Raw genomic sequence first — 24907 nt, 5'->3', positions numbered from 1 at the left:
CTGGGTGTATGCGAAGCAAACCAAAGCAAATCCCCCGCGCTCCGACCCTCACTCAGCAGCGATGCGCGCGCCGGGCGTCGGCCCCCTTTGTGAAAGGGGCGATGGTTCCTACGCACGAGATCACTCAGCACCCCAGAACCAGAACCCACATCCCCAGCAGCCACCATCTCAGGATCGGTCATCCCCGCGATGATTCAGACGCCCGAGATCGCTCAATACACATCGCGCCGATAGCGACCGTCTGCGGCCATGGCCTCCAGCGTTTCCACGCCGACCGCTTCATGCAGCACCGCTTCGACGCCTGGCGCCATGCCTTCGAGGCTGCCGCAGACATAGACGGCTGCGCCTTGCGCGATCCATTCGCGCACCGCGTCCAGATGCTTGCGCAACACATCCTGCACATAGGTCCGCGACTCGCCGTCGCGCGAGAACGCGTAGTCGACGCGTTCGATCGCGCCGTCGGCCTGCCAGGCGTCGAGTTCGGCGCGGTAGTGCAGGTCGCAGGCGGCGTTGCGTTCGCCGAACAGCAGCCAGTTGCGGCGATACCCCGCGGCGATCCGGGTCTTGAGCAGCGCACGCAGGCCGGCCAGGCCGGTGCCGTTGCCGATCAACAACACCGGGCGCGCATCGCTCGGTGCATGGAAGGAGGGGTTGCTGCGGATGCGCAGGTCGATCGCCGTACCTGGTGCCGCATGTTCGGTCAGCCAGCCGCTGCCGCTGCCGTAGCGGCCGTCCTCGTAACGCATCTGGCGGACCAAGAGTTGCAGCGAACCGTCGGCAGGCACCGAGGCGATCGAGTACTCGCGGTGCGACAGCAGCTTGAGCGCATCGGCGATGGCCTGCGCACCTTGCCCCCGCACGGCATTGGGATCGGGCAAACGCGAGCGCGCCAGCAAGGCCGACAAGGGCTCCTGCGCATCTGCGTGCCGCACGATTTCGGCGCCGTCCAGGCTGAGCGTCGCCAGCCACTGCACGACATCGGCGGCGCTGTTGCGCGGCCCGATCTCGGCGATATCGCCAGCGCGCCAATCGAGCGCGTCGCCGTCGGCCGGCACCAGGCCCAGTCGGAACACCGGGCCGCCGACGCTGCCGGGGTTGGACAGCAGACGTTCCTGCAGATGCCAGGGGCGGTACGAAGGCGCGCTCCAGTCGGGCAGCTCGGTATGGCCGGCCAACAGGCCCAGATGGTGCTGCCAATGGCGCAGAGCGCCGGGTTCGCTGTTGTCGACCTCGACCAGATCGAACAGAGATTGGGCGCCGGAATGCCGCAACCAGTGGTCGAGACGATGGCCGAACGCGCAGTACTCGGTGTACTCGCGGTCGCCGAGGGCGAGCACGCCGTAGCGTGTGGCCGACAGTTCGCCTGCCTGCGCCATGACTCGTCGGACGAAGCCGGCCGCGCTGTCGGGCGCATCGCCTTCGCCGGTGGTGCTGACGACGAACAACACGCGCGGATACCGCGCCAGTTGCGCCGCGTCGAGGGTGCCGAGCACGGCGAGGTCGGCGCGCAGGCCGGCATCGCGCAAGGCCTCGTAACTGCGGCGTGCGAGTTGTTCGGCGAAACCGGTCTGGCTGGCGAAGGCGACCAGCCAATCGCCGCGTTGTTGCGCGGTGATCGCCGGCAAGGCCTGCGCGCGCGCGCGTCGCGTCCGCGAGACGGCGATGGCGGCGACGAAGCCGGCATACAGCGCGGCGACCGCGCCCGCCGCCCACACACGGCCACGGCCGGGGAAGCTCCAACGCAAGGGTTCGGCCTGCCATTGCGACAAACCGATCGCGAGCGCGACCAGCGCCAGCACGACCAGCAGATTGCCGAGGACGCCGAGGTCGAAGCGCCGGCGCGGTGCGGTCGCCACGCTGCTCATGCGCTGCGCTGCCGGGCGACGAACGCCGGCGTGGTGCGAGTGACGAAGCCCTCGCCCTCGCGCAGCACGAACAAGGCGGCCAGGCCGTGGCGGTTCGCGTAGGCCATGCCGGCATGCGCGCCGAGCACGGTCAAGGCGGTGGCGAGGGAGTCGGCCTGCATGCACTGCGCGTGCAGCACGGTGACCGAAGCCAGCGGGTGCGCGATCGGCCGGCCGCTGCGCGGATCGAGGGTGTGCGAATAACGCCGGCCGTCGGCGTCGAAATAGCGGCGATAGTCGCCGGAGGTCGCGATGGCGAGGCCGTCGAGCGCGATCACCGCGGCGGCTTCGTCGTCGCTGCCACCGGGTTGTTCGACCGCGACGCGCCACGGTGCCGCATCGGGTTTGCGCCCGTGCCCGCGCAACTCGCCGCCGACTTCGACCAGGCAATCGGCGACGCCTTGTTCGAGCAGATAGTCGGCGACGCGGTCGACGCCGTAGCCCTTGGCGATCGAGGACAGGTCGACGTAGGCGCCGCCGGGTTGTTCGAGCGTGCGCGCGGCGGCGTCGAAGCGCAGCCGGCGCCAGCCCACACGCGCTTGCGCGTTCGCCAACACGATCGCGTCGGGTGCGGCCTCGCGTGCGCCGGCAGGGCCGAAACCCCACAGATCGACCAGTGGGCCGATGGTCGGGTCGTAGGCGCCGTCGCTGTCGGCGGCGAGCGCGAGCGCGGCCGCCATCACTTCGGCGAATTCGGCCGGCAGCGCGTGCACACTGCCGGCGCCGGAACGGTTGTAACGGCTGAGGTCGGAATCGCTTTCCCAGGTGCTCATCTGGGCGACGACTTGATCGAGCCGCGCCTGGATGCCGCGTTCCAACATCGGCAGCGCGCTGGCGCGGGCGATCAACTTGACCGACCAGCGCGTGCCCATGGTGATGCCGTCGAGCGCGTGCAGCGACGCCGCCTCGGGCGCATCCCATGCGCCCGACCACGACCACGTCACCTGCGGCGTCGACACCGGCATCGGTTTACTGCGGCAGCACTTCGAACACGGCGACGTAGCTCAGGCGACGCTGCTTGGCTTCCGGCAGCGTGGTCTTGGCGTCTTCGCTGGTGGTTTCCAGCCAGTACATGCCGGCCTGCGGCCACTTGACCTCGAACTTGCCGTCGTTGCCGGTGGTGACGTTGATTTCGTTCTGCTGGTCGCGATAACGGGTCGAGCCCGGCACGATTTCGACCTTGAGGCCCGCCGCCGGCTTGCCGTCGACGAGCAACTGGAAGCTCGCGGTTTCGCCCGCGAACAGATCGTTCGGATGGGTCACCGGCACCAGCTCGATGCCCTTGCCAGTGGTCTTGAACGCGGTCGTGCTCGGCTTGCCGACGGTGGCGAAGGTCTCCACGCGGCCGAGGCTTTCGGAGGCATTGACCTCGGTGGCGCCGGCCGGGATGCCGCTCTTGAACTCGCTGGCCTTGCCGCGCCAGCGCTTGGCTTCGCCGCCGAGCTTGTAGCTGGCGAACAGACCTTCGTTGTTCATCGCGACCTTGTAGGTGCCTTCCTGCGACAGCTCGACGTCGAACACGCTGCGCAGCTTGCCGGTCGCACCGTTCTGCGGCTGCACGGCGCTGCCGTCGGGCGCGGTGATCTGCAGGCGCTCCAGCGGCAACGGCACGTGGTTGAAATAGAACAGGTCGTTGGAGACCGCGGCGTCGACGGTCAGCCACGAACCCTTGTCGGAGAACACGGTCTGCGAAGGCTGCAGCCAGGCCTTGTGCGCCTGGGCGGTGCCGGCGAGCGCGAACGTGGCGACGACGGCGGCGGCGAGAAGTTTGAGGTTCATGTTTTTATCCGGGAATGGGGAATCGGGAATCGGGAATCGTTAGGGGAAGAGCCGGGATGGAACAGGAGTCGGAGACCGCTCGCGCGATTCCCGATTCCCGATTCCCGGCTTTCAGGGCTTCACCACCACCTTCACCTTGCCGAGTTCGGTCTTGCCCTGCGCCGACAGGTTCTGCGCCTTGGCCGGCCACTCGAACGGGATCGTCAGCATTTCGCGGCCGCCGACTTCGCGCGCGGCTTCCACGACCAGGGTGTAGCGGCCCGGCGCGAGGCCGGCGAGGGCCTTGCTGTTGCCCTTGAACGAAACCGCGTGCTGACCGACCGGACGGGTCGCGCCGCTGACGCCGTCGACCGGCATCTGCAGGGTGCGGCCGCTGCGGCGCCACCACTGGCGCATGTCCTTGAGCCACTTGGTGCCTTCGCCGTTCTTCATGTCGAGGTCGTACCAGACCGCGAGGTTGCTGGCGACGCTGTTGTCGGCCTTTTCGATCCAGGCCGCGACATAGGGGCGGTGGTACTCGGCGGCGTTGATGCGCGGGATCTCGATGTTGAGTTCGAGATCGGCCGCGAGCGCCGGCATCGGCAGCACCATCGCCGGGATCAGCACTTTGAAAGACGACAGCTTCATGGATCGCTCCTGGGAGTTCTAAAGCGGGGAATGCGTAAAGCGAATGGGTCAGTGCATGAACAGGATGATCAGCAGCAGCGGCACCGCCAGGCCCGCCGCGACCAGCGGCCAGGTCTTGCCACGCTGGCGCGCGTGCAGTTGCAGCAGCCACAGGCCGGTCGAGGCGAACAACAGGCAGGCCACCGCGAACAGGTCGATGAACCAGCGCCAGGCCGCGCCGGTGTTGCGGCCCTTGTGCAGATCGTTGAGCCAGGCGATCCAGCCGCGGTCGGTGCGTTCGTATTCGATCGCGCCGCTCTCGCGGTCGATGCTGAGCCAGGCGTCGCCGCCGGGACGCGGCAGCGAGACGTAGACGTCGGCATCGGACCACTCGCCCTTGCGTTCGGCGGTGCGCACGTCCAACGCATCGGCGAGCCAGTCGTTGACCGCGCCGGGCAAGGGCGCGTCGGCGGCATGCTCGCGCTTGAGGCCGCGCAGCAGGCTCGCCGGCAAGGTTTCCTTGACGTTGACCACGACCGGTTCGGATTCGATCTGGGCGGCGTGGTTGAGGGTGATGCCGGTGACCGAGAACAGCAGCAGCGCGACCAGGCTCACCGCGGCGCTGATCCAGTGCCAGCGGTGCAGGGTCTTGAGCCAATAGGCGCGACGATTCGGATCGATCGTGCCCGAAGCGGCCTTGATCGGGCCGGCTTTGATCGAGCCGGTCTTGATCGCGCGATCGTCGCGGCTGGCCGCGCTCACGTCTGGCTCCAGCGCCGCAACAGGTTGTGGTACACGCCGGTCAGCTGGACCAGCGCGGGATGATCGGGCACGTCGGCGGTCAGGCGCCGGATCGACACGTCCAGCTCGAACATCAGCCGGCGCTGCGAATCTTCGGCGAGCAGGCTCTGGATCCAGAAGAACGAGGCGAGGCGTTCGCCGCGGGTGACCGGGGTGACCTTGTGCAGGCTGGTGCCGGGATACAGCACCAGGTCGCCGGCCGCCAGCTTCACCGGGTGGGTGCCGTAGGTGTCTTCGATGACGAGCTCGCCGCCGTCGTACTCCTCCGGCGCGCTCAGGAACAGGGTCGCCGACAGGTCGGTGCGCACCGCGTCCATGCCGCCGCGGCTGCGGTCGTAGCGGATCGCGTTGTCGACGTGGAAACCGAACGACTGGCCGCCGGCGTAGCGATTGAACAGGGGCGGGTAGACCCGCTGCGGCAGCGCCGCGGAAAAGAAGGTCGGGTTGCGCGACAGCGCGTCGAGGATGATCGGGCCGAGCTCGCGCGCGACCGGGTCGTTCTCGGGCAGTTGCGCGTTGTCCTTGGCCTTGGCCGACTGGTGGCCCGCGGTGATCCGGCCGTCGCTCCAACCGGCCTGGGCCAGGCGTTCGCGGCAATGGCCGACCTGTTCGGCGGTGAGCACCTTGGGCACGTGCAGCAGCATGGGTTTCCTCAATGCGGCCGCCCGGGAGGACCCGGGCGGCGCGCCTGGACGATGGAAGTCCGATTAGAACGTGAACTCGAGGTTCGATACCACTTAGAAGGCGAAGTTGGCGCTCAGCACCACCTGGCGTCCGTCGCCCGGGGTGGCCCAGCCGTTGTTGCGGATGCGGGTGAAGTACTCCTCGTCCGTGAGGTTGTTGATGTTGAGCTGCAGCGAGGCCTGGCGGTTGATCTTGTAGTTGACCATCGCGCGGTGGGTCCAGTAGCTGCCGTAGGTCGTCAGCGGGCCGTTGAGGTTGGTCGCGCTGTGCTGGGTCAGCCAGATCTTGCCCTGGAAGGTCGCGCCGTAACCGACCTGCCAACGCGGGCTGATGTCGTAGGTGGTCCACAGGCTGAAGGAGTCTTCCGGCACCTGGGTCAGACGATCGCCCTTGGTGTAGTCCCGGCCCAGGTTGGCCTGGAAGTCGGACACGCCCTGCAGCACTTCGCTGTCCAGACGCGCGTAGTTGGCGTAGACCGCCCACTGGTCGGTGATCAGGCCGGACAGGCCGATCATGAAGCCGTCGACGCGCGCGCTGCCGTCGAGCTGCTGCAGGCCGGACAGGTTGGCCGGGTTGTCGAGGTCGGCGACCTTGTAGTTCTCGCGCTCGTTGCGGAACACCGAGCCGGTCAGGGCGAGGCGGCCGTCGAGGAAGTCCCACTTGGTGCCGATTTCGTAATTGACCGCGGTTTCCGGATCGACCGAGCAGGTCTGCGCGGTGCACGAACCGTTGACCGAGGCCTTCGACGGCGTCTTCGAGTTGCCGTAGGCGATGTAGATGCTGCCGTTCTCGACCGGCTTGTAAACCAGTCCGGCACGGTAGGAGAACAGGTCGTCGTTGCTCTTGAACGGCACGCCGTAGCCGGTGACGGTGCCGATCGGCTGGGCCGGCAGCGGCTGGTTCGCCGCGGTCGGTGCCTGCACGACCACCGCATTGATGGTCTCGCCCTCGTTGCGCTCGTAGCGCGCGCCCAGGCTCAGCTGCCACTGCTCGTTGAACTTGAGCGTGTCGAACACGTAGATCGCGCGGTTGTCGAGTTCGCCTTCGGTGCGGCCGGTTAGGGTGCGGTTGAGCGGGCCGCGGTAGGTGTGGTCCGGACGCGCGATGTTCATCTGCGGCAAGCCCGCGAGGAACGGGTTGGTGCCGTTGGGGTTGCGGAAATCGCTGGTGACGTCGAGGTCGAATTCTTCGTGCAGCACCGAGAAGCCGGCGACCAGGTTGTGTTCGATCGCGCCGGTGTTGAAGTTCACCGTCAGGTCGGTCTGGTTGTACAGCGTGGTGTTGCGGGTATCGCGGCCGTAACCGCGCGGGCCGCTCGGGCTGTAGTTGCCGGGACGGGTGCTGCCGCAGCTGGTGCCGGTCGGGGTGAGGTTGTTGGCCAGGCACCAGGTGCCCTGGACCGCGTCGACCAGCGAGAACTGGTCGGCCTGCTGCCAACGGGTCAGGTTACGGATCTTGAAATTGTCGTTGAAGGCGTGGTCGACGATTGAGGTGACCGAATCGAGCTGGATGTCCTGACGGTCGATGTTGCTGTAACCGTAGTAGTTGCCGCGGTCGATGCTCGGCAGCACGTCGCCGTTGAAGAACGGCAGGCCGTATTGCGGGGTGTTGTCGTCTTCCTGGTGCAGGTAGTTCAAGGTCCAGCTGGTGTCGCTGCCGAGGCCGAAGGCGAGCGATGCGGCCACGCCCCAACGCTCGTTCTGCTCGACGTCGCGGCCCGGTACGTCGTTCTGGTGTGCCATCGCGTTGAGGCGCAGCGCCGAGCCTTCGCCCAGCACGAAGTTGCTGTCGGTGGTGACGCGTGTGTAGCTGTCGGTGCCGGCGGCGATCGAGGCCTTGTGGAACTCGTTGAGGCCGGCGCTCTTGCTGACCAGGTTGACCGTGCCGCCGACCGAGCCGGCGCCGGAGTAGACCGAGTTGGCGCCGTTGACGACTTCGACCGCTTCCAGGTTGAAGGGGTCGGTGCGGCTGTAAAGGCCGCTGTCGCGCACGCCGTCGACGGTGATGTCGCTGCTGGCGTCGAAGCCGCGCAGGTTGATCTTGTCGCCGAAGCCGCCGCCGCCTTCGCCCGCGCCGAAGGTGATGCCCGGCAGGGTGCTGAGGATGTCGGTCAGCGAGAGTAGGTTCTGGCCGTCGATGGTGGTGCGGTCGATCACGCTGATCGTCTGCGGGGTGTCGCGCAGGTTCGCGGTGTACTTGCCGCTGCTGGCCTTCTGTACGCGCTGGCCGTGCACCGCGACGCCGTCGAGGTCCTTGGCCTGGGGTTCGGGCGCCGGGGCGGCGAGCACGGGCAGACTGAGGGCGAGGGCAAGTGCACCGGCGAGCGGCGACACGACGAACTTCGTGGTCATGGGGGATCTCTGGATTGCGGATAAACGGCGCGGGGCCGCGTCAGTCCGCAATCTTAATGAGATGGATTCTCATTTGCAACGAATTGTGAACAATTCGAGGGTCTTGTAACCGTTTCCGGTGTAAATGCGTGCGCAAACGGGGGCTTGGCGGGCGCAGGGGGCGTGTTGGGCCGCGATACAAGCGCCCGGCATCGGTGCTTCAAAGGGTAGGAGCGGCGCAAGCCGCGACCGTGAAGCACCGTGCTCGCGCCGTACCCCAATCGCAGCGTTCGACCGGGCTCCCTTTGAAAAAAAGGGGCGAGCGCCCGATGCAGGCACGAAGTCCAATGCGGTTTCGGCGCGGGGGATTTGCTCTTGCCCGCGTGGAGAAGAAGCGAAAGGAAAATCCCCGGCCCCTTTTCCAAAGGGGGAACAGCTACAGCGACAACGATCGAAACGAGGCGCCGCTTACTCGCGGTCGTCGCGGGTCCAGACCCCGCCGTCTTCGACCTTGACCGGGAACTTCACCACCGGCTCGTAGGCCGGCGCGCACAAGGGGCGGCCGTCGCGTACGTCGAAGCGGGCGCCGTGCAGGACGCATTCGACCGTGGCCTCCTCGCCGTCGAAGGCGCCGGCGGACAGCTCGAAGTCTTCGTGCGAGCAACGGTCTTCGAGGGCGTAGAAATCGCCGTCGTAGTTGCATACGAAGATCGCGGTGTCGCCGTCCCAGGCGACGGTCGATTCGCCGGGCAGCAATTGCGAGGTGGCGCAGACGAAAACCCAGTCGCCCATGGCTTGCTTTCCTGAAGAGCTGGCAGTGCGTTGCGAGGCATTGTAGAAGCGGGCAGGGCCGGTGTGCACGGCGCGCTTTCCTGGCCTTGCCGATGGATGCGACCGGCCAAGGGATGCAGGCCGGATCGTAAAGCGGGCGAAGTGGAGACCAGGACGACGGGGCGTCGTTTTAACCCCGACGCCTCAACCAGGCCTCAGCCCACGGACATCAGAACGTCTTTTCCAGCACCTCGAAGCGCAGATCGTCGCGCTTGGGCAGGCCGAAACGCTCGTCGCCGTAGGGGAAGGGCTTGTAGTGGCCGGTGCGGACGTAGCCGCGGCGTTCGTAGAAGGCGATCAGCTCGTCGCGGATGTCGATCACGGTCATGCGCATGGCCGGCAACTTCCAGTCCTCGCGGGCGATGCGTTCGGCTTCGTCGATCACGCGCTTGCCGATGCCGCCGCCCTGCAAGGTCGGCTTGACCGAGAACATGCCGAAGTAGCCGGCGCCGTCCTCGGCCGCGACATGCGCGCAGGCGAGCAGCTCGGGTGCGGCGTCGGCGCCGTTGCGCTCGACGATCAGGATCACGCTCTGCGGACGGTCGAGGCAGGCCTTGATGTCGTCGGCGCCGGTGCGGCGGCCGTCGAGGAAGTCGGCTTCGGTGGTCCAGCCGGCGCGGCTGGAATCGCCGCGATAAGCCGATTCGACCAGGTCGACGAGGGCGTCGGTGTCGGCCAGGGTGGCGGCGCGAAAACTCAGAGTGTCGTGGGTCATGCGAGCAGTTTGCGGACTTTGTTCAGGGCGGCCACGAACGCGTCGATCTCGTCGTGGGTGTTGTAGAACGCGAGCGAGGCGCGGCAGGTCGCCGGCACGCCGAAGTGTTGCATGAGCGGATGCGCGCAGTGGTGGCCGGAGCGGATCGCCACGCCTTCCAGATCGAGCAGGGTCGCCAGGTCGTGCGCGTGCGCGCCTTCGACCAGGAAGCTGATCACCGCGGCCTTCTCCTGCGCCTGGCCGAAGATGCGCAGGCCGGGCACCTGCGACAAGGCTTCGTTGGCGTAGGCCAGCAAGGCCTGCTCGTGGGCGTCGATGTGTGCCATGCCGAGCGCCGACAGGTAATCGACCGCCGCGCCCAGGCCCACGAAGCCGGCGATGTTCGGCGTGCCGGCTTCGAACTTGCGCGGGCCGTCGGCGAACACGGTGCCCTCGAAACGCACTTCCTTGATCATCTCGCCGCCGCCGATGAAGGGCGGCATCGCATCGAGGTGTTCGCGCCGCGCCCATAGCGCACCGGTGCCGGTCGGGCCGCTCATCTTGTGGCCGGTGATCGCATAGAAATCGCAGCCGATCGCGGCGATGTCGAGCGGCCGGTGCGGCGCCGCCTGCGAGCCGTCGACGAGGGTGGCGATGCCGCGCTTGCGCGCTTCGCGGCAGATCTCGCGCACCGGGTTGACGGTGCCGAGCACGTTGGAGACGTGGGTCAGCGCGAGCAGCTTCACCTCGGGCGTCAGCAGCGCGTACAGCTGGTTGAGGTCGAGCTGGCCGCGTTCGTCGATCTCGGCGACCTTGATGGTCGCGCCGGTGCGCTGGGCGACCAGCTGCCAGGGCACGATGTTGGCGTGGTGCTCCATGCGCGTAAGCACGATCGCATCGCCGGGGCGCAAGCGCGGCAGCGCCCAGGAGTAGGCGACCAGGTTGATCGCGAAGGTCGTGCCGCTGCACAGCACCAGTTCCTCGACGCGCACGTTGAGGAAGCGGGCGAGCTTGGCGCGCGCGCCTTCGTAGGCCTCGGTCGCCTCGCTGCCGAGCGCGTGCACGGCGCGGCTGACGTTGGCGTTGTGGTGGCGATAGAAATCGTCGACCGCCTCGATCACCGCGGCCGGCTTCTGGCCGGTGTTGGCCGAGTCGAAATAGATCAACGGCTTGCCATGGACCTCGCGGGTCAGCACCGGGAAGTCGGCGCGGACGGCGGTCCAATCGATCGAGGGAGCTTGGGCGACGGTCATCGGTAAGGTCCGGTGGAGCCAGCAACGAGTGGAGAGGAGCGAGAAACGAGTAAGAGCGTGCTGGAACTCGTTACTCTCTCCTGCGCACTCGTTCTTCGTTTCAAACGACTTGCAGGCGTTCGAGGGCGAGGTTCAAGCGCACTTCGAGCATCGAACGCGCGCTCTCGTCCTCCAGCACCGACAAGGTCTCGCGACAGAACGCCGCGGTCAGCAGCGCACGCGCCTGTTCGGCCGGCAAACCGCGCGAACGCAGGTAGAACATCGCCTGGGGGTCGAGCTGGCCGACGGTAGCGCCGTGGGCGGCCTGGACTTCGTCGGCGTGGATCTCAAGCACCGGCTGGGTGTCGATCTCGGCGCCTTCGTTGAGCAGCAGGTTCTTGTTCGACAGCGCGGCATTGCTGCCGTCGGCGCCTTCGCGGATCAGGATGCCGCCGTGGAAGGCGGTGCGCGAACGGCCGGCGCCGAGCCCGCGCCAGGTCAGCTGGCACTGACTGTCGCGGCCGACGTGGTCGATGCCCAGGCGCGTATCGAGATGGCGGCGGCCGGTCGCGAGCAGCACGCCGTTGGCATGCACCTGCGCGGCCTCGCCATGCAGCGCGGCGTTGAGTTCGTGCCGCGACAGCGCCGCGCCGAGTTCGAGATCGATGCGGCGGTACTGCGCGGCGCGCGCGAGCACCGCGTCGGTGCGTGCGACCACGGTCGCGCCGGTCGCCTCGTCCTGCACGCGCGCATGCGACAGCGATGCGTTCGGCGCCAGGTGCACGTGGGTCAGGCTGTTGGACAAGTGGGTGTGGCTGTCGGCCGCGAGTTGGTGCTCGACCAAGGTCAGGGATGCGCCTTCGCGCAACTCGACCAGGTGGCGCAAATGCCAGGCGCGGTCGCCGGCGACCGGGCTGCCGACGAAGACGAAATGGATCGCGCCTGCGACCTGCACGCCGGCGTCCACGCGCAGCACCGCGCCTTCGTCGGCCAGGGCGGCGTTGAGGCGGGCGAAGATCTCGTCGCTGCGGTCGAAGCGGCGGGCGAGGAAATTGGTTTCGCGGGCGTCGTCGATCGCCAGCACCTGCGACAGCGGCTGCAGCGAAACGCCCTGCGGCAGGCCGCTGAGGTCGCTGTGCACGGCGTCGTAGCGGCCGTTGTGGAAGACGATGCGCGGGGTCGGGATGCCGGCGATGGCCGAGGCGTCGAAGCCGCCCGGGGCGAGATCGGCGGCGGCGAACGCGCGCCGGTCGAGCGCGCGCAGCGGCGTGTACTTCCAGGCTTCGTTGCGCGGGCCGGGCAGGCCGTCGCGCAGCACCGCATCGAGCGCGGCGCGGCGGGTCGGGCCGAGGCCGGCGGCTTCGCGTGCCGACAATTGCTCGAACGAAGCGGCGAATCCTTCGAGTAGCAGACTCATGTCAGTGTCCTCGCGCAGGCGCGGCGGAACGTGTCGGGGCCCAGGCCCGGGCCTGCGTATGCAAGTCGATGGCGGCGTGGCGGGGCGGGGTCACGCGGCGCTCTCCGGTGCGACGCGGTCCTTGAGCCATTCGTAGCCGTGCGCTTCCAGTTCCAGGGCCAGCTCCGGGCCGCCGCTCTCGACGATGCGGCCGTCGGCCAGCACGTGCACGACGTCGGGCTTGATGTAGTCGAGCAAGCGCTGGTAGTGGGTGATGACCAGGAAGGCGCGGTCGGGCGAACGCAGTGCGTTGACGCCGTCGGCGACGGCCTTGAGCGCGTCGATGTCGAGGCCGGAGTCGGTCTCGTCGAGGATCGCCAGCTTGGGTTCGAGCAGGGCGAGCTGGAAGATTTCGTTGCGCTTCTTCTCGCCGCCGCTGAAGCCTTCGTTGACGCCGCGGTGCAGCAACTCGTCCTTCAGGTGCAGCACAGCGAGCTTCTCGCGCACCAGCTTGAGGAACTGCATCGAGTCGAGCTCGGCCTCGCCGCGCGCCTTGCGCTGAGCGTTGAGCGCAGCGCGCAGGAAATAGGTGTTGTTGACGCCGGCGATCTCGACCGGGTACTGGAAGGCCAGGAACACGCCGGCGGCGGCGCGTTCTTCCGGCTCCAGTTCGAGCAGGTTGCGGCCCTCGAATTCGACCGTGCCCTCGGTCACCTCATAGCCCTCGCGGCCGGCGAGGATATTGCCGAGCGTCGATTTGCCGGCGCCGTTCGGCCCCATGATCGCGTGCACCTGACCCGGCTGCAGGTCGAGCGAGAGGCCTTTGAGGATGTCCTTGCCGGCGACTTGGACGTGGAGGTTTTCGATCTTCAACATGGGGGTGTCCAGAAAACTGAGTGGCGCGGCGGCGCCGGTATCGGGTCGGAAGGCGGGCGGCGAGGGCCCGCGCTCAGGTACAGACGCCTTCGTAGGCGAGCTTGCGCTTGGCGCCGCCGGCATCGGCGTACTCCAGGCATTGCACGAAATCGGAGCCGGCGAAGGCTTTCAGCGCCGGGCAATCGAACCGGCGCGGTTCGGCCTCGGCGGCGACTTGCGCGGGCGCCAGGGTGCCGGCCGGGTCGGTCCACAGCAGTCGTTCGACGCCGTTGCCGTCGAGGCTGCGTAGGCGCAGGCGCTCGCCGTCGATGGCGACCACGTCGGCCTCGAAGGGCTTGCGCCAGCGGCGCAGTTCCTGGCCGGCGTCGTCGATTTCGATCACCTCGTCGGCGATCAGCAGCTTGTCGTCGAGCGGCAGCGCGCGCACCCGCGCATACGGGGTCGCACCGCAGGGGTGTTCGCTCCATTGCAGCACGCGCGGGTCGTGGGTCTCGGCTTGCTCGGGCGCGATGGTGAACGGCAACAGGTACTCGCCGTCGGCGAGCGCGTGTTTGATCGTGCCCGGCGGGGCCAGCGGCGCCTCGACCGGCGCGACCGCGGTGGCGGGCGTCGGAGCCGCGGCGGCCGTGGTCGCCGGTGCAGGAGCCGACGCCGCGGTCGGCGGGGCCGGCGCAGCCGAGCAGGCGGCGAGCGCCGCGGCCAGCAGCGCCGGGAGCAAGGGTGCGGGCTTCATCCGACCGAACCTTCCAGCGAGACTTCGAGCAGCTTCTTGGCCTCGACCGCGAACTCCATCGGCAGCTCGCGGAACACCGACTTGCAGAAGCCGTCGACGATCATCGACACCGCGTCTTCCTCGCCGATGCCGCGCGAACGGCAATAGAACAGCTGATCGTCGCTGATCTTGGAGGTGGTCGCTTCGTGCTCGACGGTCGCATCGGGGTGCTTGACCTCGATGTAGGGGAAGGTATGCGCCCCGCACTTCTTGCCGATCAACAGGCTGTCGCACTGGGTGTGGTTGCGCGCACCGGCGGCGTTCTTCTCGATCTTGACCAGACCGCGGTAGGTGTTCTGGCCGCGGCCGGCGCTGATGCCCTTGCTGATGATCTTCGACTTGGTGCGCTTGCCGATGTGGATCATCTTGGTGCCGGTGTCGGCCTGCTGGCGGTGATGGGTCAGCGCGACCGAGTAGAACTCGCCGCTGGAATCGTCGCCGAGCAGCACGCAGCTGGGGTATTTCCAGGTGATCGCCGAACCGGTCTCGACCTGGGTCCAGCTGATCTTGCTGCGCGCGCCGCGGCATTCGCCGCGCTTGGTCACGAAGTTGTAGATGCCGCCGACGCCGTTCTCATCGCCGGGATACCAGTTCTGCACGGTCGAGTACTTGATCTCGGCGTCTTCCAGCGCGACCAGTTCGACCACCGCCGCGTGCAGCTGGTTTTCGTCGCGCATCGGCGCGGTGCAGCCTTCGAGGTACGAGACGTAGGCCTTGTCCTCGCAGATGATCAGGGTGCGCTCGAACTGGCCGGTGTGGCCGGCGTTGATGCGGAAATAGGTGCTCAACTCCATCGGGCAACGCACGCCCTTGGGGATGAAGACGAAGCTGCCGTCGGAGAACACCGCCGAATTGAGCGCGGCGAAGAAGTTGTCGCCGGTCGGCACCACGCTGCCGAGGTACTTCTTCACCAACTCGGGTTGCTCGCGGATCGCTTCCGACATCGAGCAGAAGATCACGCCTTTCTCGGCCAGTTCCTTGCGGAAGGTGGTGCCGACCGAGACCGAGTCGAACACCGCGTCCACCGCGACGCCGGCCAACCGCGCGCGCTCGTGCAGCGGCACGCCCAGCTTGTCGTAGGTGGCGATGAGCTCTTCGGGCACTTCGTCGAGCGACTTGTACTTGGCCTTTGGCGCGCTGTAGTAGCTGAGCGCCTGGAAGTCGATCGCGGCGATGTTGAGCTTGGCCCAATGCGGCATCGGCATGGTCAGCCAGTGGCGATAAGCCTCCAGTCGCCACTGCGTCATCCACTCGGGCTCTTCCTTCTTGGCCGAGAGGGCACGGATGGTGTCCTCGTCGAGGCCCGGAGGCAGGCTGTCGGATTCGATGTCGGTGATGAAACCGGCTTCGTAGCGACGCCCGAGCTGTTCGTGGATCGCCTCGTTCTGAAGCGGGCGATTAGCGATGTCGCCCGAGGGAGCGGGCGTCTTGATGATGTCGGTGGCCATGGCGGCTGCCTACTGTCTAAGCGCCGGCCAGGCGCAGATCGATGCGCCGGCCGGCTGGTTCGGGTGAAAAGGAAGGAGTGGGGGCGAGCATCTGGGCAAGGGTGACGTTGCTCAGGGCTTCGATGACCACGTCGTTGATGCGGCGCCAGTTGGCGCGCACGCCGCACTGGTGTTCGAGGCCGCAATTGCCTTCGTGGACGCTGCACTCGGTCATGCCGAGCGGGCCTTCCATTGCCTCGACGATCTCGATCAGGCCGATTTCGTCGGCGGGGCGGGCCAGGCGATAGCCGCCGTTGGCGCCGCGGAACCCCTCGACCAGACCGGCCTGGGCCAGCGGCTTGAGCAGTTTGCTGACCGTCGGCGCCTCCAGACCCGCCCGCTCGGCCAGCTCCGACGCGCTCAGGACGCGGTCGGACTGGGCCGCCAGGACGGTCAGGACGACCGTGGCGTAGTCGGTGAGTTTGGTGACGCGGAGCATCGGCGGGGCCGCTCGGGGTAATTCGTACCGAAATTGTACGTTTTTCTCCGGGCGCGGCCAAGCCGGGGGTTTTGCGCGATTCAGGCGTATCGCGGGGGCGGTCCGGGCCCTGGCCGCGGTGAGGGGCCTGGTCCGAGGTCCGGCCCGAGGTCTGGCCTGAGATTTGGCCCGATGCATACAGGCCGTCGGCTGTGCGGAGGGACCTGGATAGCGAAGGCCGTTCAAGCACGTCAGAATGCTGGTTCGTCATTTTGGGATTCGCTATGCCGCGCAAGATCGCCGCCCGTCGTTCCGCCATTCACGGCAATGGTGTGTTCGCCATTGCACCGATCGCCAAGGGCGAGCGGGTCGTCGAGTACAAGGGCAGCCGCCGCACCCACGAAGAGGTCGATGCGGGCGAGACCGGCGACGCCGACTCCGGCCATACCTTCCTGTTCACGCTCAACGACGAGTACGTGATCGACGCCAACCACGAAGGCAATACCGCGCGCTGGATCAACCACAGCTGCTCGCCGAACTGCGAGGCGGTGCTGGAAGAGGACGACGGCGACGACCGCCGCCGCGACCGGGTCTTCATCGAGGCGGTTCGCGACATCGCCGCGGGCGAGGAACTGTCCTACAACTACGGCATCACCCTGGCCGAGAAGCACACCAAGGAACTGAAGAAGATCTGGGAGTGCCGCTGCGGATCGGCGAATTGCACCGGGACGATGCTGCAGCCGAAGAAGGACAAAAAGGCGAAGAAGGACAAGGACAAGAAGAAAGACAAGAAGAAAAAGAAAGACAAAAAGAAGGGCAAGAAGAAGGATTGAGAGGTTTCCGGCCCGGCGCAGTTCCGGGCTGATGGCGCGCACCGCGGGCATCGAGGAGGTCCTCGGGTGCCCGCCGGGTAGTCCGAAGGCGGCATCCCGCCCCTGTAGGAGCGGCGTCCTAGCGGATTTCCTTCGGTCATAAGCCGCGATCGCGGGATGCGCAGAGGCAATATGGCTTACGTCGTCCACCGAAGCGGCGTGTTGTCGCAGAGTAGGAGCGGCGCGAGCCGCGACCAAGGGATGCGCAGAGGCGACAATGCCGATGCTACCCACCGAAGCGGCGGGCTGTCGCAAGGGTAGGAGCGGCGCGAGCCGCGACCGCGTTGTTTCGGTCTCGCGGCGTATCGCTCAAGCAATATCAAGATCAAACGCCAAAAGCTTCCGCCACTAAAGTGGCGGGTTACTTTCTTTTGTCATAATCACAAGCCCGCGCGTTCGATGCTGACGCGGGGCTTTTTCATACGGGACATCCCTGTCCCGATGAAAAACGGCCCGCATCCCTGCGGGCCGCCCTCCGGGTCTTCGATTGGCTTCGCGAGTGCAAAATGGCGCACAGCTCTTTAAGCAACGGCAACGGCAGGGCTGCTTCGGGGTAGGAGCGGCGCAAGCCGCGACCGCGCGGCTTCGACGCGCGACGCGACCGCCCTGCAATCCTGGGTGCGGTCCGCAGGCCGGCCTCCAATGCAGCGCCCGGTCGTTCTGACCAACGCTCGGCCGATATCTTCGTGCCCTTCCCGCCCGATCCCGCAAAGCCCCAAGCGGGTACGAAGGTCCGATAGCCGCTTCGTCGCCGCGACGGGACACTGCGGTGCGCCGGCCGCCACGCCGCGATAACGTGCGGCGGCGACAATGGTCGCCGGTTCGCGCATCGCGCGGCGCAACGCCCTTCTTCCCTTCGCACCGTATCCAGGAGTCGCCATGAGTTCGATCCAAGGCAAGGTCGCCGTCGTCACCGGGGCCGCCAGCGGCATCGGCAAGGAAATCGCCCACGAGCTGGCCCGCGCCGGCGCCGCGATCGCGATCGCCGATCTCAACCAGGCCGGGGCCCAGGCTGTCGCCGACGAGATCGCCGGCAACGGCGGCCGCGCGATCGGCGTGGCCATGGACGTCACCGACGAGGCCGCGGTCAACGCCGGCATCGAACGCGTGGTCGCCGAACTCGGCGGCATCGACATCCTGGTGTCGAACGCCGGTATCCAGATCGTCAATCCGATCGAGAATTACGCCTTCGCCGATTGGAAGAAGATGCTCGCGATCCATCTGGACGGCGCTTTCCTGACCACTAAGGCGGCGCTGCCGCATATGTACAAGGACAACGGTTCAGGCCAGAGCCGGGGCGGCACCGTGATCTACATGGGCTCGGTGCATTCGCACGAGGCCTCGCCGCTGAAGTCGGCCTACGTCACCGCCAAGCACGGCCTGCTGGGCCTGTCGCGGGTGCTGGCGAAGGAAGGCGCCAAACACGGCGTGCGCAGCCATGTAGTCTGCCCGGGCTTCGTGCGCACTCCGCTGGTCGACAAGCAGATCCCCGAGCAGGCCAAGGAGCTCGGCATCAGCGAGGACGAGGTGATCAAGAAGGTCATGCTCGGCAACACCGTCGACGGCGTGTTCACCACCGTCGAGGACGTCGCGCAGACCGTGCGTTTCCTCGCCGAATTCCCGAGTGCGGCGCTGACCGGGCAGAGCTTCGTGGTCAGCCATGGTTGGTATATGCAGTAACGGGCGTCTGCGAAAGCAGCGTGGATGGGCTTCATCGTTACAAGACGCTGAAGTCCCTTCGGCTTCCCCCCTTTGAGGAGGGGGGCAGGGGGCTGCCGTTGCCCCTTGCTGCTTCGCCGCGCCATCGGTCTTCACGGCGATAACGGCGCAAGCGAAGCACCATGGGCGCCTGACCGCCGCGAAAGTTTCCGAAGAGGCAACCGCAATGCCCAGCAGCAAGCGCTCCACACCGCCGCAGCGCGAACCCGCATCGCGGACGCCGGCCAAGCGCGATCCCAAGCCGGCGACGGCGGCCAAGAAAGATCCATCTACGAAGACCCCGGCCCGCAAAGAGCCGTCCAAGGAACCCTCCAGGCGCAGCAGCGTCGCCGCACGCTCACCCGTCGCACGCGCGCCGGCCAAGCGCGTGCCGAAGCCGGCGACTCCACCCAAGCGCGCGGCCAGCAAGCAGGCCGCCTCGCGTGCGGCCAAGGCCGCGGGCGAGCGCATCCGCGCCGAAACCTCGGTGTTGCCTGAGAACATCGCCCTGGTCCTGCAGGGAGGCGGCGCGCTCGGCGCCTATCAGGCCGGCGTCTATCAAGGCTTGTACGAAGCCGGCATCGCGCCCAATTGGATCGCCGGCATTTCGATCGGCGCGTTCAACACCGCGATCATCGCCGGCAACCCGCCGGACAAACGCATGGACGCGCTGCGCGAGTTCTGGGCGACGATCTCGCAACCGACCCTGTTGCCCTCGACCACCTTCGGCCAGGAAGCGCGGTTCGCCGATCTCGATGCCGACACCCGTGCCTGGCTCGATACCTGGGAGGCCTGGCGCGCGATCGTCGAGGGCCAGAACGGCTTCTACCGTCCGCGCGCGTGGCTCGGCCAGGACCCGTTCGCGGTGCCCGGGCCGGCGGCGGCCAGCCTGTACGACACCTCGCCGATGATCGCCACGCTCGAACGCATGGTCGATTTCGACCGACTCAACGACGGCGGCATCCGGGTCTCGGTCGGCGCGGTCAACGTGCGCACCGGCAATCTGGAGTATTTCGACAACACCCGGATGCGCCTGGACGCGCGCCACATCCTGGCCTCGGGCGCCTTGCCGCCGGCGTTCCCGGCCATCGAGATCGACGGCGAGTACTACTGGGACGGCGGCCTGGTCTCGAACACCCCGCTGTCGCACGTGCTGACCTCGTCGCCGCGCCGCGACACCCTGGTGTTCCAGGTCGACCTGTGGAACGCGCGCGGCGACCTGCCGCAGACCCTGCTCGACGTCGCCGAGCGGCAGAAAGAAATCCAATACTCCAGCCGCACCCGCCTGATCACCGACACCCAGCGGGTGTTCCAGCATTACCGGCGTCTGCTGCGCGAACTGCTCGAGGAAATCCCCGAGGACGTGCGTGCGAGCAACCCCTGGGCCCAGCACGCCGCCGAGCTGGCCTGCGACCGCCGCTACAGCGTGATCCACCTGATCTACCGCGACCGCGCCCGTATCGGCCACTTCAAGGACTACCAGTTCGGCCGCGTGGCCATGCGCGAGCACTGGCTGTCCGGCCAGTCCGACATCGCCCGGGCCCTGGCCCATCCGGACTGGATGCAACTGCCGGCCGGCGAATCGGCTTTCGTCACCCACGACGCCACCGCGCCCTGAGCCGGGCGAGTCGGGGCGTAACCGGGCGCGCATTCAGCCCTGCGGACCGGTCGCCGAACTCAAGGATGCGCGTCGGCGGCCAAGGGTTGCCATGACTTACGCCATGCGGTGAAAAGCCGCCGCACCGCTAGTCTGCGCGGCATCGCGACACCGTTCGCCGCGATCCGTCATCGACGAGGGCCGGGGCAGGCACTCGCTATGCGGTCAATCCGCATCACCGGGGCTGCTGTATGCGCAAGAATCTGTTTACCTCCCTGCTCGCGACCTCGGCTGCGATCGCCTCTCCCTGCGCCTATGGGTTGGAGATCGACGGCCGCATCGACCCGGAGGAATGGCGCGGCGCCCAGCGCATCGACGACTTCCGCCTGACCCAGCCGCTGTCGCGCGCGGCCGCTTCGCAGCCGACCGAGGCCTGGCTGCTGGCGACTCCGGACGGGCTCGCCGTGGCCTTCCGCAATCACCAGCCGGCCGGCGTGCCGCGCCTGCGCCAGCACACCCAGCGCGACGGCAACGCCACCGTCGACCGGGTCAACCTCTACGTGGACTTCGACGGCGACGGCCGTGCCGGCTACAACTTCACCGTGACCCTGGCCAACAGCATCGTCGACACCACCATCACCAGCGAGAACCAGTTCAACGACGACTGGGACGGCGACTGGCGCCACGCCACCGCCGAGGACGACAACGGCTGGTCGGCGGAGATGCTGATCCCCTGGCATATCGCACCGATGCGCGACGTCGCCGGCGGCACTCGCACCCTCGGCATCGAACTCGACCGGGTCATCGCCTCGACCGGCGAGCGCACCTCGTGGCCGGCGGTGCACTACACCGAAGCGCGCTTCCTGTCCGCGTTCAACCGCATCGAAGTGCCGGCCTACAGCCAGTCGCTGCTGGCGATCACGCCGTACGTGGTCGGGGTGGGCGACGCGGTCGGCCACGACGGCGATTTCGACGCCGGCGCCGACCTGTTCTGGAAGCCCAGCGGCAAGTTCCAGCTCAGCGCGACGATCAACCCCGATTTCGGCCAGGTCGAAAGCGACGAGCTGACCGTCAATTTCAGCGCCACCGAATCCTTCTTCAGCGACAAGCGCCCGTTCTTCACCGAGAACCAGGGCTTCTTCGAGTTGCCCTTCGGTTCGTACAACAGCAACAGCCGCCTGATCTACACCCGCCGCGTCGGCGGCAAGACCGACGACGGCCTGGGCTCGGGCGACGTCACCGCCGCACTCAAGCTCAACGGCAGCGCCGGCGGCTTCAACTACGGCCTGTTCGCGGCCAACGAAGGCGACGAGGTCGGCCGCGATTTCTACGCGGTGCGCGCCACTCGCGACTTCGCCGCGTTCGGCCTCGGCGCGATGGTCACGCGCGTGGACCGCCCGTTCCTGGACCGCCAGGCCGACGTTTACGAATTCGACCAGCGCTGGACGCCGAACCCGCAGTGGGCGATCCGCGGCACGCTGGTGGCCTCCGACATCGAGCAAGGCGGTCGTGCCCTGCGCGACAGCGGTGGCCAGATCCGGGTCGATTACGACATGGGCGGCGGCTGGCGCCAACAACTGTACGGCCTGCACCTGGGCAAGGATCTGCAGCTCAACGACTTCGGTTATCTGGAGCGCAACAACTTCAACTACCTGCGCTACGACCTGGGCCGCCGCGTCACCGACCTGCCGGCCGATTCGTCCTATGCCTCGCACGACTGGCACTACGCCGCTTCGCGCCGCTACAGCGACGACGGCGTGCACATAGCCGACGCGTTCGCGATCACCCGCCGCGGCGAGCTGCGCAACGGCGGCAACGAGTTCGCCGAGGTCGCGCTGTGGACGGCCGGCCACGACGACCTGATCACCCGCGGCAACGGCGTGTTGCGGGTGCCGTCGCGCCTGTTCGTCAACTACGAGCGCCTGCTGCCGCGGCAGGGCGACAGCCCGTGGTCGCTGGCCGTCGAGGCCGGCTACAGCGCCGACGGCCTGGGCGGCATCGATGAGGGCGAAACCAGCCTCTATCTGGAGCCGAATTATCAGTTCAACGACCGCCTGATCCTGTTCGCCGGCTTCGAATACAGCCACGCGCCCGACTGGCTGCTGTGGCGCGGCGGCAACCGCCTCGGCGCGTTCCGTGCCGATACCCTGGTGCTGGACGCGGGCCTGCAGTGGTTCATCGACGACAAACAGGAACTGCGCGTGCGCCTGGAAACCATCGGCCTGGATGCACGCCTGAAACAGGCCTATCGCGTCGATGCCGGCGGCCGCGCGCTCGCGGTCGACGAAGCGATCCCGGATTTCCGCGTGCGCAACCTGGGCTTCCAGATCCGCTATCGCTACGAACTGGCGCCGCTGTCCTATCTCTACATCGCCTACGTGCGCGGCGGCGAGATGTTCGAGGAAGGCCGGATGGACCGCGGCGTCGGCCGCGAATTCCGCGATGCCTTCGACTTGCGCGACAGCGAGCAGTTGCTGGTCAAGCTGTCGTATCGGTTCGAGATCTGAGCCGGGGCGGCGGTCGCCTCAGCGCGGCCGCCACTCCAGGCCAAGATAGAGCGAGCGGCCGTCGCCGGGCAGGAAGTTGCGGCCGTCCTGGCCGCGCGCATCGGCGATCACGCTGCTGCTGGCGATCCACTTGCGGTCGCCGAGGTTGCGGGCGTCGGCGAACCACGACCAGTCCTTGGCGACTTTTCCGCCGATGCGCAGCCCGGCGATGGTGTAGCCCGGCGCCCTGAAGCTGTTGGCGTGGTCGATGCAGTAGTCCTGCGGCGTCCATTCGACGTTCGGGGCGAGATAGAAGTACTCGCCCGGCGACCAGCGCAGTTCGGCGCGCAGCTGCTGCGCAGGCACGCCGGCGAGGTCGTTGTCGCCGTAGACACGGTCGCGGTCGAAGCGGAAGTCGTTGTAGAGATAGTTCGCCGACAAGGTCCAGTGCTCGGCCGGGTGCCAACCCAGGCCGAGTTCGATGCCCTGGTGAATGGTGCGGTCGGCATTGACGGTGCCGAGCGGATTGCCGCTGCCGTCGCTGAGCGAGAGCAGCTCGCCGTCGATGTGGGCGCGATACAGGGCGAAGTCGACCGACAGCTTGTCGCGATCCAGGCGCAGGCCGATTTCGCCGCTGTCCGCGCGTTGCCGGTCGACCTGGGTCACCCCGGGGCCGCCGCTGAGCTCGCCGAAACTCGGCGGCTCCAGGCTGCGGCTTATGTTGGCGTAGAGCTGGGTATGCGCATCGAGCAGGTAGCGCAGGCCGAGCTTGGGGCTGATACCGGAATAGTCGCGGGAGAAACTCTCGTCGCGGCCGCCGGTGATGAAGCGGTCCTGCGAGCGGCGCTGCGAATGCAGCGCCTGCGCGCCGACGGCCAGCACCCAGCTCGGCGCGAGCCAAGTCTGGTTCTCGACATAGAGCTTGGCGTTGCGCGCGCGCTGGTCGAAGCGATTGCTGCGCGCGCCGGCGTGGCCGGCGATGTTGAAGAAACGATCGTCCTCGATGTCGCCCTGGGCGAAGGCGGCGCCGGCGATCAGCACGTTGCGGCGGCCGAACCATTGCGACTCGCCGCGCCAACGCAGGTCGACACCGGTGTCGCGGCTTTCCTGGCGCAGCACCAGGAAGATCGGGTGGTCGAGCGACTTGTCGGCGTAGTAGAGCGAAAGCGTGAGCGTGCCGGTCTCGGACGTGGCCCAGGCGAGTTTGGCGGCGATGCGGTCGAGGCGATAGTCGCGGCGCTGGTTCAAGGCGAGATTGCCCGGCGCGGCGAGGGTGGGGTTGCGTCGCGATTCGGCCAGGGTCAGATTGCCCGGCAAGGCCGAACGCGTGTCGACATGGGTCAGGTAGACGCGAGCATCGAGCGTGTCGCTGAAGCGGAAACCGGCGTTGCCGAACACGCGATAGTTTTCCTGCTCGGCATGATCGCGGAAGCCGTCCTGACGCAGACCGCTCAGGCTCAGATAACCGTCGCCACGGCCGGACACGCCGGCGAGAGCGACCTGGCCGCGACGATAGCCGAAGTCGCCGGCTTCGACGCGCAGACTGATGGGGGCGGTGTCGTACCCGGTCGGCGAAACGAAGTTGATCGCGCCGCCGAGCGTGGCGGCACCGAACTCGAGCGCATTGGCACCGCGATAGACCTCGATATAGCGCGACGACAAGGGCTCGACCGCCTGGAAGTCGAAACCGCCATCGGCGAGGTTGAGCGGGCTGCCGTCCTGCAACAGCTCGAGACCGCGCCCGTGGAAGGTGCGTTGCAGGCCGGAGCCGCGGATCGACAACCGCGCTTCTTCGGCGCCGAAACGCGGTTGCACGAACACACCGGCGGCGTAACCCAGCGCATCGGTCAGGGTGCTGACACGGCCGCCGCGATAGGACTCGCCGTCGACCAGCCCGGTCGCACCGGCGCGCTCGTGGAGACGCTCGCGCGCTTGCTCGATGCCGTCGACGGCGAGCGGCTGCCCCCTCAGGCCGAACACCCGCACCGAGTCGAGGGTCTTGGCCGACGACCAATGATCGGCCGGGGCCGAACCTCCGATGGCAGGCGTTTCCGTCGACTGCGCGTATGCACGATGCGAGTGGAGAGCGAAGGTGAGAATCGTGGCCAGCGCGAGCAGGGAGAGGCGAAATGTGACGGCGCGCATGGCGGGGTCCGGGGTGGGAGCCGGCAAGCGTAGTCAGGCGGTTGTCGGGGTGGATGCGGCATAACGCCGCAGTGGGGTGCTCTTGATTTGAGGGTAGGAGCGGCGCGAGCCGCGACCGCGTCGGTTCGATGGCCGGCGTCGGTTACGGAGGCGAACGATAGGTAGCCGTGTTGCCGTTGTTGCCCCTGCCTTTGCTGTGGCTTTTGCCGTTGCTGTGCGTCGCTTTGCACTAGCGAAGGCAACAGAAGACCCGGAGGGCGGCGCGCAAGGATGCGCGCCGTTTTTCATCGGGACAGGGA

At 67.5% G+C, this 24907-nt stretch carries 19 protein-coding genes and 1 pseudogene; 4 read left to right on the top strand and 16 right to left on the bottom strand.

Annotation, left to right across the window (positions count from 1 at the left end):
- Positions 1-212: 212 nt before the first annotated feature.
- From EX88_RS0120605 to EX88_RS0120535, 15 genes are all read right to left on the bottom strand, one after another.
- Positions 213-1865 carry a sulfite reductase subunit alpha gene (locus EX88_RS0120605; protein WP_081931301.1) on the bottom strand — a complete coding sequence of 551 codons (1653 nt, stop codon included), beginning with the start codon at positions 1863-1865 and terminating at the stop codon, positions 213-215.
- Entirely contained in the window at positions 1862-2776 is a 915-nt protein-coding gene (locus EX88_RS0120600; RefSeq protein ID WP_200875879.1) for an FAD:protein FMN transferase, read from the bottom strand. The genes EX88_RS0120605 and EX88_RS0120600 overlap by 4 nt, the downstream gene beginning before the upstream one ends.
- A gap of 97 nt (positions 2777-2873) precedes the next feature.
- Entirely contained in the window at positions 2874-3683 is an 810-nt protein-coding gene (locus tag EX88_RS0120595; protein ID WP_031373866.1) for a DUF4198 domain-containing protein, read from the bottom strand.
- 111 nt (positions 3684-3794) lie between these two features.
- Entirely contained in the window at positions 3795-4310 is a 516-nt protein-coding gene (locus EX88_RS0120590) for a DUF2271 domain-containing protein (protein WP_031373865.1), read from the bottom strand.
- A gap of 48 nt (positions 4311-4358) precedes the next feature.
- Entirely contained in the window at positions 4359-4991 is a 633-nt protein-coding gene (locus EX88_RS0120585) for a PepSY-associated TM helix domain-containing protein (protein ID WP_031373864.1), read from the bottom strand.
- 56 nt (positions 4992-5047) lie between these two features.
- The gene (locus EX88_RS0120580; RefSeq protein WP_031373863.1) at positions 5048-5734 is read right to left on the bottom strand and encodes a Fe2+-dependent dioxygenase; all 687 of its coding nucleotides are present in this window, start codon (positions 5732-5734) and stop codon (positions 5048-5050) included.
- Positions 5735-5827: 93 nt separating this feature from the next.
- The gene (locus EX88_RS0120575; protein WP_031373862.1) at positions 5828-8125 is read right to left on the bottom strand and encodes a TonB-dependent receptor; all 2298 of its coding nucleotides are present in this window, start codon (positions 8123-8125) and stop codon (positions 5828-5830) included.
- Positions 8126-8572: 447 nt separating this feature from the next.
- Positions 8573-8896 (bottom strand): Rieske (2Fe-2S) protein, encoded by a 324-nt coding sequence (locus tag EX88_RS0120570; RefSeq protein WP_031373861.1) that lies wholly within the window; start codon positions 8894-8896, stop codon positions 8573-8575.
- Between the two features lie 208 nt (positions 8897-9104).
- Entirely contained in the window at positions 9105-9650 is a 546-nt protein-coding gene (locus tag EX88_RS0120565; protein WP_031373860.1) for a GNAT family N-acetyltransferase, read from the bottom strand.
- The gene (locus EX88_RS0120560; RefSeq protein ID WP_031373859.1) at positions 9647-10882 is read right to left on the bottom strand and encodes a cysteine desulfurase; all 1236 of its coding nucleotides are present in this window, start codon (positions 10880-10882) and stop codon (positions 9647-9649) included. The genes EX88_RS0120565 and EX88_RS0120560 overlap by 4 nt, the downstream gene beginning before the upstream one ends.
- A gap of 100 nt (positions 10883-10982) precedes the next feature.
- Positions 10983-12278, bottom strand: a complete 1296-nt coding sequence (gene sufD, locus EX88_RS0120555) for a Fe-S cluster assembly protein SufD (protein ID WP_031373858.1) — start codon at positions 12276-12278, stop codon at positions 10983-10985.
- Between the two features lie 90 nt (positions 12279-12368).
- Positions 12369-13133, bottom strand: coding sequence for a Fe-S cluster assembly ATPase SufC (gene sufC, locus EX88_RS0120550; protein WP_031373857.1), 765 nt, complete (start codon positions 13131-13133; stop codon positions 12369-12371).
- A 73-nt stretch (positions 13134-13206) separates the two neighbouring features.
- On the bottom strand, positions 13207-13866 hold the full coding sequence (locus tag EX88_RS0120545) for a hypothetical protein (protein WP_031373856.1): 660 nt from the start codon (positions 13864-13866) through the stop codon (positions 13207-13209).
- The gene (gene sufB, locus EX88_RS0120540) at positions 13863-15353 is read right to left on the bottom strand and encodes a Fe-S cluster assembly protein SufB (protein WP_036149647.1); all 1491 of its coding nucleotides are present in this window, start codon (positions 15351-15353) and stop codon (positions 13863-13865) included. The genes EX88_RS0120545 and sufB overlap by 4 nt, the downstream gene beginning before the upstream one ends.
- Before the next feature lie 16 nt (positions 15354-15369).
- Positions 15370-15831 (bottom strand): SUF system Fe-S cluster assembly regulator, encoded by a 462-nt coding sequence (locus EX88_RS0120535; protein ID WP_031373854.1) that lies wholly within the window; start codon positions 15829-15831, stop codon positions 15370-15372.
- A 263-nt stretch (positions 15832-16094) separates the two neighbouring features.
- Between EX88_RS0120535 and EX88_RS0120530 the strand changes: the two are divergent.
- The 4 genes and pseudogenes from EX88_RS0120530 to EX88_RS0120515 all read left to right on the top strand — a co-directional run.
- Positions 16095-16559 (top strand): annotated as a pseudogene (locus EX88_RS0120530) (SET domain-containing protein); the annotation flags it as partial.
- Positions 16560-17561: 1002 nt separating this feature from the next.
- Positions 17562-18362, top strand: coding sequence for a 3-hydroxybutyrate dehydrogenase (locus EX88_RS0120525; RefSeq protein ID WP_031373852.1), 801 nt, complete (start codon positions 17562-17564; stop codon positions 18360-18362).
- Positions 18363-18567: 205 nt separating this feature from the next.
- A complete protein-coding gene (locus EX88_RS0120520) occupies positions 18568-19998 on the top strand; it encodes a DUF3734 domain-containing protein (RefSeq protein ID WP_081931297.1) in 1431 nt (476 codons plus the stop codon).
- 230 nt (positions 19999-20228) lie between these two features.
- The gene (locus EX88_RS0120515; protein WP_031373850.1) at positions 20229-22484 is read left to right on the top strand and encodes a DUF5916 domain-containing protein; all 2256 of its coding nucleotides are present in this window, start codon (positions 20229-20231) and stop codon (positions 22482-22484) included.
- A gap of 18 nt (positions 22485-22502) precedes the next feature.
- Here EX88_RS0120515 and EX88_RS0120510 read toward each other — a convergent pair whose 3' ends face one another.
- Positions 22503-24608, bottom strand: a complete 2106-nt coding sequence (locus EX88_RS0120510; RefSeq protein ID WP_036149645.1) for a TonB-dependent receptor family protein — start codon at positions 24606-24608, stop codon at positions 22503-22505.
- Between the last annotated feature and the right edge of the window lie 299 nt (positions 24609-24907).

The organism is Lysobacter antibioticus (assembly GCF_000731095.1).
Lineage (GTDB): Bacteria > Pseudomonadota > Gammaproteobacteria > Xanthomonadales > Xanthomonadaceae > Lysobacter > Lysobacter antibioticus_B.
This window is presented reverse-complemented; position numbering and strand designations above follow the sequence as displayed.

Excerpts from the sequence above, each read along its gene's own strand:
- sufD (WP_031373858.1), bottom strand. The coding sequence starts at position 12,278 with ATGAGTCTGCTACTCGAAGGATTCGCCGCTTCGTTCGAGCAATTGTCG.
- EX88_RS0120590 (WP_031373865.1), bottom strand. The coding sequence starts at position 4,310 with ATGAAGCTGTCGTCTTTCAAAGTGCTGATCCCGGCGATGGTGCTGCCG.
- EX88_RS0120525 (WP_031373852.1), top strand. The coding sequence starts at position 17,562 with ATGAGTTCGATCCAAGGCAAGGTCGCCGTCGTCACCGGGGCCGCCAGC.
- EX88_RS0120510 (WP_036149645.1), bottom strand. The coding sequence starts at position 24,608 with ATGCGCGCCGTCACATTTCGCCTCTCCCTGCTCGCGCTGGCCACGATT.
- EX88_RS0120515 (WP_031373850.1), top strand. The coding sequence starts at position 20,229 with ATGCGCAAGAATCTGTTTACCTCCCTGCTCGCGACCTCGGCTGCGATC.
- EX88_RS0120570 (WP_031373861.1), bottom strand. The coding sequence starts at position 8,896 with ATGGGCGACTGGGTTTTCGTCTGCGCCACCTCGCAATTGCTGCCCGGC.
- EX88_RS0120545 (WP_031373856.1), bottom strand. The coding sequence starts at position 13,866 with ATGAAGCCCGCACCCTTGCTCCCGGCGCTGCTGGCCGCGGCGCTCGCC.
- EX88_RS0120605 (WP_081931301.1), bottom strand. The coding sequence starts at position 1,865 with ATGAGCAGCGTGGCGACCGCACCGCGCCGGCGCTTCGACCTCGGCGTC.
- EX88_RS0120575 (WP_031373862.1), bottom strand. The coding sequence starts at position 8,125 with ATGACCACGAAGTTCGTCGTGTCGCCGCTCGCCGGTGCACTTGCCCTC.
- EX88_RS0120560 (WP_031373859.1), bottom strand. The coding sequence starts at position 10,882 with ATGACCGTCGCCCAAGCTCCCTCGATCGATTGGACCGCCGTCCGCGCC.
- EX88_RS0120600 (WP_200875879.1), bottom strand. The coding sequence starts at position 2,776 with ATGGGCACGCGCTGGTCGGTCAAGTTGATCGCCCGCGCCAGCGCGCTG.
- EX88_RS0120520 (WP_081931297.1), top strand. The coding sequence starts at position 18,568 with ATGCCCAGCAGCAAGCGCTCCACACCGCCGCAGCGCGAACCCGCATCG.
- sufC (WP_031373857.1), bottom strand. The coding sequence starts at position 13,133 with ATGTTGAAGATCGAAAACCTCCACGTCCAAGTCGCCGGCAAGGACATC.
- EX88_RS0120565 (WP_031373860.1), bottom strand. The coding sequence starts at position 9,650 with ATGACCCACGACACTCTGAGTTTTCGCGCCGCCACCCTGGCCGACACC.
- EX88_RS0120535 (WP_031373854.1), bottom strand. The coding sequence starts at position 15,831 with ATGCTCCGCGTCACCAAACTCACCGACTACGCCACGGTCGTCCTGACC.
- EX88_RS0120595 (WP_031373866.1), bottom strand. The coding sequence starts at position 3,683 with ATGAACCTCAAACTTCTCGCCGCCGCCGTCGTCGCCACGTTCGCGCTC.
- sufB (WP_036149647.1), bottom strand. The coding sequence starts at position 15,353 with ATGGCCACCGACATCATCAAGACGCCCGCTCCCTCGGGCGACATCGCT.
- EX88_RS0120580 (WP_031373863.1), bottom strand. The coding sequence starts at position 5,734 with ATGCTGCTGCACGTGCCCAAGGTGCTCACCGCCGAACAGGTCGGCCAT.